Genomic DNA, 12,789 nt, shown 5'->3' on the forward strand with positions numbered 1-12,789 from the left:
GGGTCCCCGGCAACCGGTCAGCCCAGCAGGACGTCGTCGTCGCCCAGGCGCTTCAGCTCCCGCAGGAGCAGCGCGACGCCCGTGACGAGGGCGGCGGCGGAGACGACCGCGTCGACCAGCCGGAGGGTGTCGTTGTCCTTGCGGGCCGTCCTGGCCTGTTTGACGACGCTGATCGCGCCGAACGCGCTGGACCCGATCGACAGATACGTGCCGGCTTTGGACTTCTTGAAGCCCTTGGCCTTGCTCATTGCACTGGTCATAGTGACGGAGCCTCCTCAAGCAGCGGGTGGCCCCACTTTTCCACGAAGGCGGCCTCGACGGCGGCACCGACCTTGTAGAGCCGGTCGTCCTTCATGGCGGGGGCGATGATCTGCAGTCCGACCGGGAGGCCGTCCTCCGGCGCCAGGCCGCAGGGCAGCGACATGGCCGCGTTGCCGGCCAGGTTGGTCGGGATGGTGCACAGGTCCGCGAGGTACATCGCCATCGGGTCGTCGGCGCGCTCGCCGATCGCGAAGGCGGTGGTCGGGGTCGTCGGCGAGACGATCACATCGACCTGCTCGAACGCCTTCTCGAAGTCCCGGGTGATGAGGGTGCGGACCTTCTGTGCCGAGCCGTAGTACGCGTCGTAGTAGCCGGAGCTGAGCGCGTACGTACCGAGCATGATCCGGCGCTTGACCTCGTCGCCGAAGCCGGCCTCGCGGGTCAGGGCCGTGACGTCCTCGGCGGACCTCGTACCGTCGTCGCCGACCCGCAGGCCGTAGCGCATGGCGTCGAAGCGGGCGAGGTTCGAGGAGCACTCGGACGGCGCGATCAGGTAGTACGCGGCGAGTCCGAGGTCGAAGGACGGGCAGTCCAGCTCGACGATCTCGGCGCCGAGCCCCTTGAGCAGCTCCACGGACTCGTCGAAACGCTGGACGACACCGGCCTGGTAGCCCTCGCCCCGGAACTGCTTGACGACACCGACGCGCATCCCGGCGACCGAGCCGTTGCGCGCCGCCTCGACGACCGGCGGGACCGGGGCGTCGATGGAGGTCGAGTCGAGCGGGTCGTGCCCGGCGATCGCCTCGTGCAGCAGGGCGGCGTCCAGGACCGTACGGGCGCAGGGGCCGCCCTGGTCGAGGGAGGACGAGAAGGCGACCATGCCGTAGCGGGAGACCCCGCCGTACGTCGGCTTGACGCCGACCGTGCCGGTCAGGGCGGCGGGCTGGCGGATCGAGCCGCCGGTGTCCGTGCCGATGGCCAGCGGCGCCTGGTACGAGGCGAGCGAGGCGGACGAGCCGCCGCCGGAGCCGCCCGGCACCCGGGTCAGGTCCCAGGGGTTGCCGGTGGGGCCGTACGCGCTGTTCTCCGTGGAGGACCCCATGGCGAACTCGTCCATGTTGGTCTTGCCCAGGATGATCACGTCGGCCGCCTTGAGCCGCTTCGTGAGCGTCGCGTCGTAGGGCGGGATCCAGCCTTCGAGGATCTTGGAACCGACGGTGGTCGGCACGCCTTCGGTGGTGAAGATGTCCTTGAGCGCGAGCGGGACACCGGCCAGCGGTCCGAGCTTCTCGCCCGCCGCCCGCTTCGCGTCCACGGCGCGGGCCTGGGCCAGCGCGCCCTCGCGGTCGACATGGAGGAAGGCGTGGACCTTCTCGTCGACGGCCTCGATCCTGGCGAGATGGGCCTCGGTGACCTCGACCGCCGTGAGTTCGCCTGAGGCGATCTTCCCGGCGATCTCGGCGGCGGTGAGCTTGACGCAGTTCTCGATCTTGCTGTTGACCGTCATGGCTGTTAGTCCTCCCCCAGGATCTGCGGCACCTTGAAACGCTGCTGCTCCTGGGCAGGGGCTCCGGAGAGCGCCTGCTCGGGGGTGAGCGAAGGACGGACCTCGTCCGCGCGCATGACATTGGTCAGCGGCAGCGGGTGGGAGGTCGGCGGTACGTCTTGGTCGGCTACCTCGGATACGCGGGCGACCGCGCCGATGATGTCGTCGAGCTGTCCGGCGAAGTGATCGAGCTCTTCGGCCTTCAGCTCCAGACGCGCCAGCCGGGCGAGGTGGGCGACCTCCTCGCGCGTAATGCCAGGCATGCAGCGATCCTCAGGGGTGAGTGCGATGGGTTGTGGCCCAATCCTATGGGGCCGGGGCCCCTGGCCACGAAACGGTTTGCCCTCACCCTGTCCCGGAGGCCCCGGGAACCCCGTCCCGAGGGCCCCGCCCACCGCTCCCCCGTACCGCTTCGGTCCGCTTCCGACGGCGTTTCCGACGGCTGTTTCCGACGGCTGTTTCCGTCAGCGGCCGGCCGGCCCGGCGGCCGTCACTGGACGACCTGGCCCGACTGTTCACGCGCGCGCTCGACGGCCAGCTCGCGGGCCCGCTGCGCCTCCAGCTCCGCCGGGCGCTGCCAGCCACGCTCGCCCCTGGCCAGCAGCCAGGCCGTCGCCTCGTGCGGCGGCATCGCGGCGGCCACCAGCCAGCCCTGCACCGCGTCGCAGCCCAGGTCCCGCAGCCGCTCCCAGGTCTCGTCGTCCTCGACGCCCTCCGCGACGACCAGCAGGCCCAGCGAGTGCGCGAGATCCACCGTGCAGCGGACGATCTCCCCGTCCTCGGTGTCGACGGCGAGCCTGGCCACGAACGAGCGGTCGATCTTCAGCTCGCTGACCGGCAGCCGCCGCAGATGCACCAGCGAGGAGTACCCCGTACCGAAGTCGTCGAGGGACATCTTCACGCCGTGCCCGGTCAGGCCCGCGAGGGTGTCGGCCGCCCGCTGGGGGTCCTCCAGCAGGACGTGTTCCGTTATCTCCAGCTGGAGGGAGCCGGCCGGTACGCCGTGCCGGGCCAGTCTCGCCGCCACCGCGCCCGCGAAACCGGGGGTGTGCACGTCCCGCGGGGAGACATTGACCGCCACCGGCACCATCAGGCCCTGGGACCGCCAGCGGGCGACCTGCGCGAGAGCCATCTCCAGTACGTACTCGGTGAGATGGGGCATCAGACCGGAGGACTCGGCGATCGCGATGAAGTCGTCGGGAGGGACCCGGCCGCGCTCCGGGTGCACCCAGCGCACCAGCGCCTCCAGCCCGGCGACCTGGCCGTCGAACCGGACCTTGGGCTGGTAGTGCAGCTCCACCTCGCCCGCGTCCAGCGCGCGGCGCAGATCGCCCAGCAGGCCGAGCCGGTCGGGGGTGTTGGAGTCCCGCTTGGACTCGTAGACCTCGACGCCCGTGCGGTCCCGCTTCGCCTGGTACATCGCGACATCCGCGCGCCGCAGCAGCCCTTCCGCGTCCACCGCGTGGTCGGGGTAGACGGCGACTCCGGCGCTCGCCTCCAGGACGAGCGTCAGCCCGTCGAGGTCCAGCGGCGAGGACAGCTCGGCCACGAGATGGCGGGCGACCCGCTGGGCGCTGGTCGTGGAGTCGCAGGTCGGCAGCAGCACCGCGAACTCGTCACCGCCGAGCCGCGCGGCCTCCGCGCCGCGTGGCAGGGCCAGCCGGAGCCGGTCGGCTATCTGCAACAGCAGGCGGTCTCCCGCGAGGTGACCGAGCGTGTCATTGACCGAGCGGAAGCGGTCGAGGTCGATCAGGACCAGTCCGGCCCTGGCACCCAGTCCCTCCGCCTCCTCCAGCGCCGACCAGGTGCGCTCCAGCAGCCACTGCCTGTTGGGCAGTTTGGTCAGCGGGTCGCGCAGCTGCTCCTCGGCCCGTGCCCTGGCGATCCACAGGGTGGAGTCGAGGGCGATCAGCGGGATCGCGAAGAGCGGCAGCAGGACGGGCAGGGACATCGCGACCACACAGATCAGCGGCGCGATACCGAGCAGGGCGACCGCGACCAGACCTTGCCGGTACAGGGCCGTTCGGGCGACGGTCGGCAGTCCGCCGCCCTGCGGGGAGAGCGCGTACCAGAGCAGCAGCCGGGTGACCATGAGATGGGCGGAGGCGGCCAGCACGATCTCGACGACACTGGCGAACCCCCAGTCGAGCGGCTGCCAGGGTTCCTCGACGGTGGGGACCACATCGAAGGCGGCGAGGACGAGCGCGGCGGCGGCGATGCCCAGCATGTCCGCCGCGCCGTGCAGGACGCCGAGCCGCCAGCGGTGCCTGCGGGCCACCCCGACCAGCACCACGACGGCCACGGAGACCAGTCCGGCCGCCACCCAGCCGTAGAGCAGCAGGACGGCCAGGGTGAGGGCGGCGCCGGAGCCCGTGCCGCCCCACCAGCGGTCCCGGCCGAGGGCGACGAGATGGCCCACGATGATGCCGGTCAGCACGGCCAGGGCCCATCCCGATGTGCCACCGGGGAAGAGCGCGTGGCCGTCGCGCACCGTATGGAAGAGTCCGGTCGCCAGGACGACGACGGCGAGTCCCACCACAAGAGCGGGCGTCCTGGCCGCAAGGCCCGCAATGCGCGCGAATCCGCGCGGGGGTGAGACCGGGGCGGCGCTCTCGGTCGGTTTCATTCCCGTCCCTCTCACAGCCGGCGAAGCCGATGCCACGCGATGTCACGTTGTCATGCACACACGGCCGGAATCACACCACTCAGCCGTTCACGACAGGCGCACCTCTCAACAGTAGGCCGCGGAACGCTCCGACGGGCAGCGCTCTACAGCTGTTGCCCGAATGCGACCTGCCCATCCGTATCCATCCGGTATGCGCCGAACGGGTGAGCTTTGCGGCCCGAATTCGACGGTGTGGGACTCCGCTTTCTGGGGGATTTCGCGCTACTCCTCGGGGGTGGCCGATGGCTCTTCAGGCCTGACAGCGGCCTCCCTGGCCGCGTCCGGACCCCGTTCGAGCAGGAGGGTGAACCCCTGTTCGTCCAGGACCGGAACCTTCAGTTGCATCGCTTTGTCGTACTTCGAACCGGGGTTCTCCCCGACCACCACGAAGCCGGTCTTCTTCGAGACGGCCCCGGTCACCTTCGCGCCACGGGTTTGAAGCGCCTCTTTCGCGCCATCCCTCGTGTACCGCTCCAGCGTGCCCGTGACGACGACCGTCAGGCCCTCCAACGGCCTTGGTGTGTCGTCCTCGCCGGTGCCCTCCTCCTCCATACGTACCCCGGCGGCCCGCCACTTGCGCAGAATCTCGCGGTGCCAGTCGACCTCGAACCATTCCTTGACGGAGGTGGCGATGATCGCCCCCACTCCGTCGACCGCCGCCAGCTCCTGTTCCGTGGCCTGCTCGATCCGGTCGATCGAGCGGAACTCCCTGGCCAGCGCCTCGGCGGCGACCGGTCCGACATGGCGGACGGAGAGCCCGGCGATGATCCGGGCCAGCGGACGCTCCTTGGCCGCAGCGATGTGCTGAAGCATCGCCAGGGCGTTCTTCTTCGGCTCGCCCTCCTGATTGGCGAAGACCGTGACGACCTTCTCCTCGCCCGTCTTCGGGTCGCGCTTGGGCAGCCCGCTGTCCTGGTCGAGCACGTACGCCTTGATGGGCAGCAGTTGTCCGACCGTCAGATCGAAGAGATCGCCCTCGTCCAGCAGGGGCGGTGTGTCCGGCTCCAGCGGTCTGGTCAGGGCGGCGGCGGCCACATAGCCGAAGTTCTCGATGTCCAGGCACTTGCGGCCGCCGAGGTAGAACAGCCGCTCCCGCAACTGGGCCGGGCAGGTGCGGGCGTTGGGGCAGCGGAGGTCGATGTCGCCCTCCTTCATGGCCCGCAGCTCCGTACCGCACTCGGGACACACCGCGGGCATCTCGAACTCGTACGCGTCCTCGGGGCGCAGATCGATGACCGGGCCGAGGATCTCCGGAATGACATCGCCGGCCTTGCGGATCACGACCGTGTCACCGATCCAGACGCCCTTGGCCTTCACCACGTCCTGGTTGTGCAGTGTGGCGAACTCGACCTCGGAACCGGCGACCGTGACGGGCTCGACCTGCGCGTACGGAGTGACGCGCCCGGTGCGGCCGACGCCCACCCGGATGTTCACCAGCTTGGTGTTGACCTCCTCGGGCGCGTACTTCCACGCGATCGCCCAGCGCGGGGCGCGCGAGGTGGAGCCAAGCCGGCCCTGGAGCGGGATCTCGTCGAGCTTGACGACCACACCGTCGATCTCGTGCTCCACGGAGTGGCGGTGCTCGCCGAAGTACGCGATGAACTCCCGCACCTCCTCGATCGATCCGACCACCTTGTTGTGCCGGGCGGTCGGCAGCCCCCACTCGCGCAGCAGGCCGTACGCGTGCGAGAGGCAGTCGATGTCGAAGCCGTCGCGGGCCCCGATGCCGTGCACCACCATGTGCAGCGGGCGGGTCGCGGTGATCTTGGGGTCCTTCTGGCGCAGTGAACCCGCCGCCGCGTTGCGCGGATTGGCGAACGGCTTGTCACCCGCGGCCACCAGACGTGCGTTCAGCTCCTGGAACGCCTCCATCGGGAAGTAGACCTCGCCGCGGACCTCCACGAGATCCGGGACGCGCTCGCCCGCCAGCCGGTGCGGGATCTCGGCGATCGTACGGACGTTGGGCGTGATGTCCTCGCCCGTACGGCCGTCGCCACGGGTGGCGGCGCGGGTCAGCCTGCCGTGCTCATAGGTGAGATTGACCGCGAGCCCGTCGACCTTCAGCTCGCACAGGAAGTGGAAGTCGGGCGTGCCCACGTCCTTGGCGACCCGGTCGGCCCAGGCGGCCAGCTCGGTGTCGTCGAACGCGTTGTCCAGGGAGAGCATCCGCTCGCGGTGCTGGACGGCGGTGAAGTCCGTCTCGTACGCCCCCGCGACCTTCTGGGTCGGCGAGTCGGGCGTGCGCAGCTCCGGATACTCCTCCTCCAGCGCCTCCAGCGACCGCAGCAGCCTGTCGAACTCGCCGTCGCTGATGACCGGCTGGTCCTTCACGTAGTACCGGAAGCGGTGCTCCTCGATCTGCTCGGCGAGTTGGGCATGCCGCTCCCGTGCCTCGGCGGGCACCGCCGTCCGCTGTTCGCCAGCCACCGTCTCGTCCTCCCGTTCACCATGACCCGGCATCCGGATCGTCACTCAGGGTTGTCCACGAGGGATCTCGCGGCCCTGACGCAGTGCGCCATCGCGGCGCGCGCGTACGCGGGAGAGGCCCCCGCGAGCCCGCACGACGGGGTGAGCACCACGGACTCCGCGAGAGTCCCCGGATTCAGCCCCAGCCTGCGCCACAGCGTCCTGACACCCATGACGCTACCGGCAGGGTCTGACAATGGGCCGTCGGTGCCCGGCACGATTCCGGCGAAGAGTTTCGTTCCGCCTTCGACCGCCTCACCGATGGTCTCCTCATCACGCTCGGTGAGCAGACCGAAATCGAACGAGACCGCGGCGGCGCCGGCCCGCCGGAGCAGCGCGAACGGCACGTCGGGCGCGCAGGAGTGCACGACCGCCGTGCCCGCGCTCAGCGCGGTCACCTCGCGCAGCGCGCTCTCCACGACCTGGCGGTCCACGGCGCGGTGGGTGCGGTAGCCGCTGGCCGTCCTCACGTGTCCGCGCAGTACGGCGGTGAGGGACGGCTCGTCGATCTGGAGCACCGGTACGGCGCCGGGCACCCGGCGCCGTACCTCCGCGAGATGCGCGGTCAGCCCCTCCACCAGGGAGCCGGTCAGGTCCCGGCAGGCTCCGGGGTCGCTCAGCGCCGACTCGCCGTTGCGCAGCTCCAGCGAGGCGGCCAGCGTCCAGGGCCCGACGGCCTGGACCTTGAGCGGACCCACGTACCCCTGGGTGAACTCCTCCAGCGCGTCGAGGTCCTCGCCCATCCAGGACCAGGCCCGTTTGGTGTCACGGCCCGGCCGGTCGCCGATCCGCCAGCCGCTGGGCTCCACGCGCGCGTAGACCTCGACGAGCAGCCCCGCCGTCCGGCCGATCATGTCGGCGCCGGGGCCGCGGGCGGGCAGCTCGGGCAGGTGCGGGAAGTCCTCGAAGCTGCCCGTGACGGCCTTGGCGGTCTCCCGCGCGTCGCCGCCGGGCATCGAGCCGATCCCCGTGGCGGCTCCCCGGACGTTCCCTGCCGGTTCGGCCGAGTCGGCCGGCGATGGGGTGAGCGGCTCGTTCCGCGCGTCGCTCCGGGATTCGCTCCGCGACACGTCCATCCGCTCGCTCACCGGCCCGGCCGTACGGTCACGTCGTCGATCCGCGCGTCGCGAGGCAGGTCGAGCGCCGTGAGGATCGTCGTCGCCACGGACCCGGGGTCGATCCAGCGGGCGGCGTCGTACTCCTTGCCCTCCTGCTGGTGGACCTTGGCCTGCATGGGGCTCGCCGTACGGCCCGGATAGACGGAGGTCACCCGCAGACCGTTCGCCCGCTCCTCCTCGCGCAGCGCGTCGGCGAGCGCCTTGAGGCCGTGCTTGGACGCGGCGTACGCGCCCCATTCGGCGTGCGCGCTGAGCCCGGCGCCCGAGTTGACGAAGATCACCTGGCCGTGGGAGACCCGGAGCTGGGGCAGCAGGAGCCGGGTCAGCTCGGCGGGGGCGAGCAGGTTCACGTTCAGCTGGTGGTGCCAGGTCTTGGGGGTGAGGTCGCCGACCGGCCCCAGGTCGACGACGCCCGCGATGTGCAGCAGCGAGTCGAGCCGGTCGGGAAGCGTCTGCTGGGCGAGCGCCCAGGAGAGCCGGTCCGGGTTGGCGAGGTCGCCGACGAGGGTACGGGCGCCGGGGAAGGCGGATCCGAGGTCCTTGGCGCGGCCGGCGTCACGGGCGAACAGGATCAGGTCGTCGCCGCGCTCGTGCAGCCGGCGCGCGACGGCGGCGCCGATGCCGGAGCCCGCACCGGTGATCAGATGGGTAGCCATGCGGTCATGGTCGCATCACCGCGCCCCGATCACTGAACGCCGGCGGACTCCTCCAGATAGGCGAGGGCGCTCACCCCGTCCTCGGCGAAGAACACCAGGTCGGTGAGGGGCAGCGGCAGGAAGCCGTCGGCGTCCATCCGCCGGAACTGCTGCTTGAGTCCGTCGTAGAAACCGGCCGTGTTGAGCAGCACCACGGGCTTGGCGTGGAGGGCGTGCTTCTTGAGCTCCAGGATCTCGGTGGCCTCGTCGAGTGTGCCCGTACCGCCGACCATGATCACGACCGCGTCGGACTTGGCGAGGAGCAGGGCCTTGCGCTCGGCGAGGTCCTTGGCGACCACCATCTCGTCGGCGCCGGGCCGGGCGACGGCGCCCAGGAAGCCGACCGAGACCCCGACCAGCCGGCCGCCCGCCTCCTGCACTCCGTCGGCGACGACCTTCATCAGCCCGCTGTCGGAACCGCCCCATACGAGGGTGTGGCCGCCCTTGCCGATCAGCTCGCCGAATTCACGGGCGGGGCGGGTGTAGTGCTCGGGGAGATCGGCTGCGGAGAGGAAGACACAGATATTCATGAGGCAAACGGTACGGCGGGAAGAGCACGCCCTGCTCCGTTGCTGAACATGGAGCGGGACCGCGAGGGACCGCAGAGGCGCCGCGAGGAAGACCGAGCGGGACCGCTGAGAGAGACCGAGCGGGACCGCGGAGACCGAGCGGGACCGCTGACCCGCACCAGCCGAAGGGGCACACCACCATGAGCACCGTGAGCACGGGACACCACATCACGATCGAGCGGGGCACGGAGCATGTACGTGTCGTACGGGACGGGAGGGTCATCGCGGAGAGCAACGCTCCGCTCCTGCTGCGCGAGACCGGCTGTCCCGTCCGCTACTACCTCCCGCCGGAGGACGTGCGTACCGAACTGCTGACGCCCTCCGACACCTCCACCCACTGCCCGTTCAAGGGCGACGCCTCGTACTGGTCGCTGCCCGGCGCGCCGGATCTCGTCTGGGCGTACCCCACGCCCAAGGCCGAAGTCGCCCAGATCAAGGACCACTTCTGCTTCTACGACCCGGAGGTCGTCGCGGCCTGAGAAAGAAACTTCCGCCACGAGCGATGAGTTGTGCCGGGCACACCGGTCTGAGTCGGTATGAACAATGTGTGCACGGTGACATCGGGGGACGGCACCCCGATCGCGTACCGGCGGTCGGGGGACGGCCCGCCGGTGATTCTGGTGGGAGGCGCGCTCAACACCGCCGAATCCGACGCCCCGCTGGCGAAGCTGCTCGCGCCGCGTTTCGACGTGATCACCTACGACCGGCGGGGGCGCGGCGCCAGCGGTGAGAGCGGCCCGTACGCCGTGGAGCGGGAGACCGAGGATCTCGCGGCGCTCCTCGACGTCGCGGGCGGGAGCGCGTCCGTGTACGGGATGTCCTCGGGCGCGGCCCTGGTCCTTGAGGCGTCGGCCGCGGGCCTGCCGATCACCCAATTCGCCCTGTACGAGCCTCCGTACGCGACCGACCCGGCCGATCTGCCGGTCAAGGCGGCCTACCGCGAGCGGCTCACGGACCTGCTGGCGCGGGGGCGGCGGGGCGAGGCGGTGGAGCTGTTCCTCGCACTGGTGGGGATGGTGCCCGAGATGATCGCCCGGGTGCGCCGGTCCCCGATGTGGCCGGATCTGGCGGCGCTGGCGCACACCCTGGCGTACGACAACGCCGTACTGGGGCCCGGCCTGATCCCGGCCGACCGGCTGGCGACGATCAGGACGCGCGCGATGGTCGTGGACGGCGGCGCCAGCCCGCCGCCGCTGCGGGACGCGGCGCGCGCGGTGGCCACGGCCCTCCCCCGGGGCAGGCACCGCACGCTGACGGGCCAGACGCATGAGGTGGCGCCCCATGTGCTGGCACCGGTCCTGGAGGAGTTCTTCGCGGCGTAGGGCTTCGCGGCGCAGGGCTTCGCGGCGCAGGGCCCTCACGTAGGGCCTTCGCGTGGGGCTTTTCGCTGGTACGCGCGTTTTCTGGCTGATGGGCCACTTGTGCGGCGTACGCGACCGTGGGGCTTGACGTGAGCATGACCACTCGATAGGAGTGGTGCGTTCAACTCGCGTAGACCCCCCACAGACCCGCTCAGGCGGAGACCGCGAAACGGCCAGGAGGAAGCATGTACCGACGATCGACGCCGGGGAACAGACCGCCGGGGAACAGGCCGTGGCAGATCACACCGTGGCAGATCACACCGTCGAAGCGAGCGCCGTCGAAGCGAACGGCGCTGTCCGCGCTCGGTGGTCTGGTCGCCACGGTGCTCCTCGCCACGGCCCACTCCGCCGGCGCCGCGCCCGTGCCCGTCACCGCGTCGGACCGGGACGGCATGAGCCGGGCCTTCACCCGCGCCGCGGCCGAATTCGATGTCCCCCGGGACCTGTTGGTGGCCGTGGGGTACGGCGAGACACACCTCGACGGGCACCGGGGCGAACCCAGCCAGGCCAATGGCTACGGGGTGATGCACCTCGTGAGCAACCCCACGAACCGCAGCCTGGAGAAGGCCGCCGGGCTGACCGGCGAGCCGAGCGCCGAACTGCGCGCGGACACGGCGGCGAACATCCGCGGCGGCGCGGCCGTACTGCGCGCCCACGCCGACGGGCTGGGGCTGGACGCCGCGGAGCGCGGCAGCGTCGACGCGTGGTACCCGGTGGTCGCCCGGTACGGCGGGGCGTCCGACGTCCGCACCGCGCGGCTCTACGCCGACACCGTCTACACGCTCCTCGCGCAGGGCATCGACGCGGACGTCGCGGGTGGTGAGAGCGTCACCGTACGGCCGCGCGCCGTCGAGCCCGAGCGCGGCGCGTACGCGCCCACGGACGCGGAGCGGCGGCGCGCCGCGCTCTCGCCCGACTACCCGTCCGCGGCGTGGGTGCCGGCCAACGCGGCCAACTACGCGTCCGGCCGGTCCGCGTCGATCAGCAGCGTGGTCATGCATGTCACGCAGGGCTCGTACGCCGGGACCATCAGCTGGTTCCAGAACCCGGCCTCGCAGGTCAGCTCCCACTACGTGGTCCGCTCCTCGGACGGCGCCGTCACCCAGATGGTGCGCGACAGCGACACCGCGTACCACGCCCGCTCGGCCAACGCCTCCAGCCTGGGGATCGAGCACGAGGGCTTCGTCAACGACCCGAGCTGGTTCACCGACTCGATGTACCGGTCGTCCGCCGCTCTCACCAAGTACCTCTGCGACCGCTACGGCATACCCAAGGACCGGGCGCACATCGTCGGCCACGCGGAGGTGCCGGGCAACGACCACACCGATCCGGGACCGAACTGGAACTGGAACTACTTCATGCAGCTGGTGGGCGGCAGCACCGGCGGCGGGGGCGGGGGCGTCCAGTTGGGCTTCCCGTCGTACAACACACTGCGCGGCGGTTCCACCGGGCCCCAGGTGACGGCCGCTCAGACCCTGCTGAACCAGCAGGGATACAACGCCGGCACGGCGGACGGTGTCTTCGGCACGCGGACCGCGAGCGCGGTCAGCTCCTTCCAGACCGCCCGCGGGCTGCCCGCGGACGGCGTCGTCGGCGCCCGCACCTGGACGGCTCTGCTCTCCGCCGGCACCGCCTCCGTGGTGCGGGAGGGAAGCACGGGCCCCGCGGTGGAGCGTCTTCAGCGCGCGTTGACGGCGGCCCTCGGCCGGACCGTGTCGATCGACGGCCAGTTCGGAGCGAACACGGCGCAGGCCGTCCGCGACTACCAGAGCGGCCGTGGCCTGACCGCGGACGGCATAGCCGGTCCCGCGACATGGGCGGCCCTCCAGGCCGGCCGGTAAGCGGGCCGGTAGACGGTCCCGGAGGCAGCCGTGTGAGCGGTCCCGCGAGCGGTCCGGCCGTCGAATCCGGTCGTGACAGTCGCGCCGCCCGCGCCGGCCTGTCCGAACACACCGGCCGCTCCGGCCGCTCCGACCGCGGGGGGCCCGGCGCTTCCCCGGGGCGCGCTGTTGGTTCGGGACCGTGGAAGGTGGAATCCGCTTGCCCTACCCACCGGACAGTCTCCCCCCCCCCCCTCGACAAACCCGCTCCCTTACCAAACACCCCCC

The 12,789-nt window shown here is 71.2% G+C and carries 11 protein-coding genes; 3 read left to right on the plus strand and 8 right to left on the minus strand.

The features are described from left to right. Positions 1-17: 17 nt before the first annotated feature. The 8 genes from ACZ7LS_RS35535 to ACZ7LS_RS35570 form a co-directional block, all read right to left on the minus strand. The gene (locus tag ACZ7LS_RS35535) at positions 18-260 is read right to left on the minus strand and encodes a hypothetical protein (RefSeq protein ID WP_129771543.1); all 243 of its coding nucleotides are present in this window, start codon (positions 258-260) and stop codon (positions 18-20) included. After that, the gene (gatA, locus tag ACZ7LS_RS35540) at positions 257-1,768 is read right to left on the minus strand and encodes an Asp-tRNA(Asn)/Glu-tRNA(Gln) amidotransferase subunit GatA (RefSeq protein ID WP_382517373.1); all 1,512 of its coding nucleotides are present in this window, start codon (positions 1,766-1,768) and stop codon (positions 257-259) included. The genes ACZ7LS_RS35535 and gatA overlap by 4 nt, the downstream gene beginning before the upstream one ends. A gap of 5 nt (positions 1,769-1,773) precedes the next feature. Beyond that, entirely contained in the window at positions 1,774-2,070 is a 297-nt protein-coding gene (gene gatC / locus ACZ7LS_RS35545; protein WP_010984178.1) for an Asp-tRNA(Asn)/Glu-tRNA(Gln) amidotransferase subunit GatC, read from the minus strand. A gap of 227 nt (positions 2,071-2,297) precedes the next feature. Next, entirely contained in the window at positions 2,298-4,433 is a 2,136-nt protein-coding gene (locus tag ACZ7LS_RS35550) for a putative bifunctional diguanylate cyclase/phosphodiesterase (protein ID WP_382517377.1), read from the minus strand. A gap of 261 nt (positions 4,434-4,694) precedes the next feature. After that, complete coding sequence (gene ligA / locus ACZ7LS_RS35555; protein ID WP_385134767.1) at positions 4,695-6,932, minus strand: NAD-dependent DNA ligase LigA; 2,238 nt, start codon at positions 6,930-6,932, stop codon at positions 4,695-4,697. Between the two features lie 8 nt (positions 6,933-6,940). Continuing rightward, positions 6,941-8,026: a methionine synthase gene (locus tag ACZ7LS_RS35560; RefSeq protein WP_382875488.1), complete on the minus strand. Its 1,086-nt coding sequence runs from the start codon at positions 8,024-8,026 to the stop codon at positions 6,941-6,943. Further along, complete coding sequence (locus ACZ7LS_RS35565) at positions 8,023-8,712, minus strand: SDR family oxidoreductase (protein ID WP_382664742.1); 690 nt, start codon at positions 8,710-8,712, stop codon at positions 8,023-8,025. Before ACZ7LS_RS35565 ends, ACZ7LS_RS35560 begins: the two co-directional genes overlap by 4 nt. A gap of 29 nt (positions 8,713-8,741) precedes the next feature. Then, complete coding sequence (locus ACZ7LS_RS35570) at positions 8,742-9,281, minus strand: LOG family protein (protein WP_382875490.1); 540 nt, start codon at positions 9,279-9,281, stop codon at positions 8,742-8,744. Between the two features lie 179 nt (positions 9,282-9,460). On the opposite strand from ACZ7LS_RS35570, the gene ACZ7LS_RS35575 reads away from it, so the two are divergent. The 3 genes from ACZ7LS_RS35575 to ACZ7LS_RS35585 all read left to right on the plus strand — a co-directional run bounded on the left by ACZ7LS_RS35575 (position 9,461) and on the right by ACZ7LS_RS35585 (position 12,522). After that, on the plus strand, positions 9,461-9,799 hold the full coding sequence (locus ACZ7LS_RS35575) for a DUF427 domain-containing protein (RefSeq protein WP_382664744.1): 339 nt from the start codon (positions 9,461-9,463) through the stop codon (positions 9,797-9,799). A gap of 66 nt (positions 9,800-9,865) precedes the next feature. Beyond that, positions 9,866-10,642: an alpha/beta fold hydrolase gene (locus ACZ7LS_RS35580; RefSeq protein WP_382517930.1), complete on the plus strand. Its 777-nt coding sequence runs from the start codon at positions 9,866-9,868 to the stop codon at positions 10,640-10,642. 224 nt (positions 10,643-10,866) lie between these two features. Next, the gene (locus ACZ7LS_RS35585; protein ID WP_382875492.1) at positions 10,867-12,522 is read left to right on the plus strand and encodes a peptidoglycan-binding protein; all 1,656 of its coding nucleotides are present in this window, start codon (positions 10,867-10,869) and stop codon (positions 12,520-12,522) included. Positions 12,523-12,789 lie beyond the last annotated feature (267 nt).

Source organism: Streptomyces sp. NPDC039430 (assembly GCF_055639435.1).

What these genes read in the sequence shown, in the direction of transcription:
- gatA (WP_382517373.1), bottom strand. Translation starts at nt 1,768, where the DNA reads ATGACGGTCAACAGCAAGATCGAGAACTGCGTCAAGCTCACCGCCGCC.
- ACZ7LS_RS35550 (WP_382517377.1), bottom strand. Translation starts at nt 4,433, where the DNA reads ATGAAACCGACCGAGAGCGCCGCCCCGGTCTCACCCCCGCGCGGATTC.
- gatC (WP_010984178.1), bottom strand. Translation starts at nt 2,070, where the DNA reads ATGCCTGGCATTACGCGCGAGGAGGTCGCCCACCTCGCCCGGCTGGCG.
- ACZ7LS_RS35570 (WP_382875490.1), bottom strand. Translation starts at nt 9,281, where the DNA reads ATGAATATCTGTGTCTTCCTCTCCGCAGCCGATCTCCCCGAGCACTAC.
- ACZ7LS_RS35535 (WP_129771543.1), bottom strand. Translation starts at nt 260, where the DNA reads ATGACCAGTGCAATGAGCAAGGCCAAGGGCTTCAAGAAGTCCAAAGCC.
- ACZ7LS_RS35575 (WP_382664744.1), top strand. Translation starts at nt 9,461, where the DNA reads ATGAGCACCGTGAGCACGGGACACCACATCACGATCGAGCGGGGCACG.
- ligA (WP_385134767.1), bottom strand. Translation starts at nt 6,932, where the DNA reads ATGCCGGGTCATGGTGAACGGGAGGACGAGACGGTGGCTGGCGAACAG.
- ACZ7LS_RS35585 (WP_382875492.1), top strand. Translation starts at nt 10,867, where the DNA reads ATGTACCGACGATCGACGCCGGGGAACAGACCGCCGGGGAACAGGCCG.
- ACZ7LS_RS35565 (WP_382664742.1), bottom strand. Translation starts at nt 8,712, where the DNA reads ATGGCTACCCATCTGATCACCGGTGCGGGCTCCGGCATCGGCGCCGCC.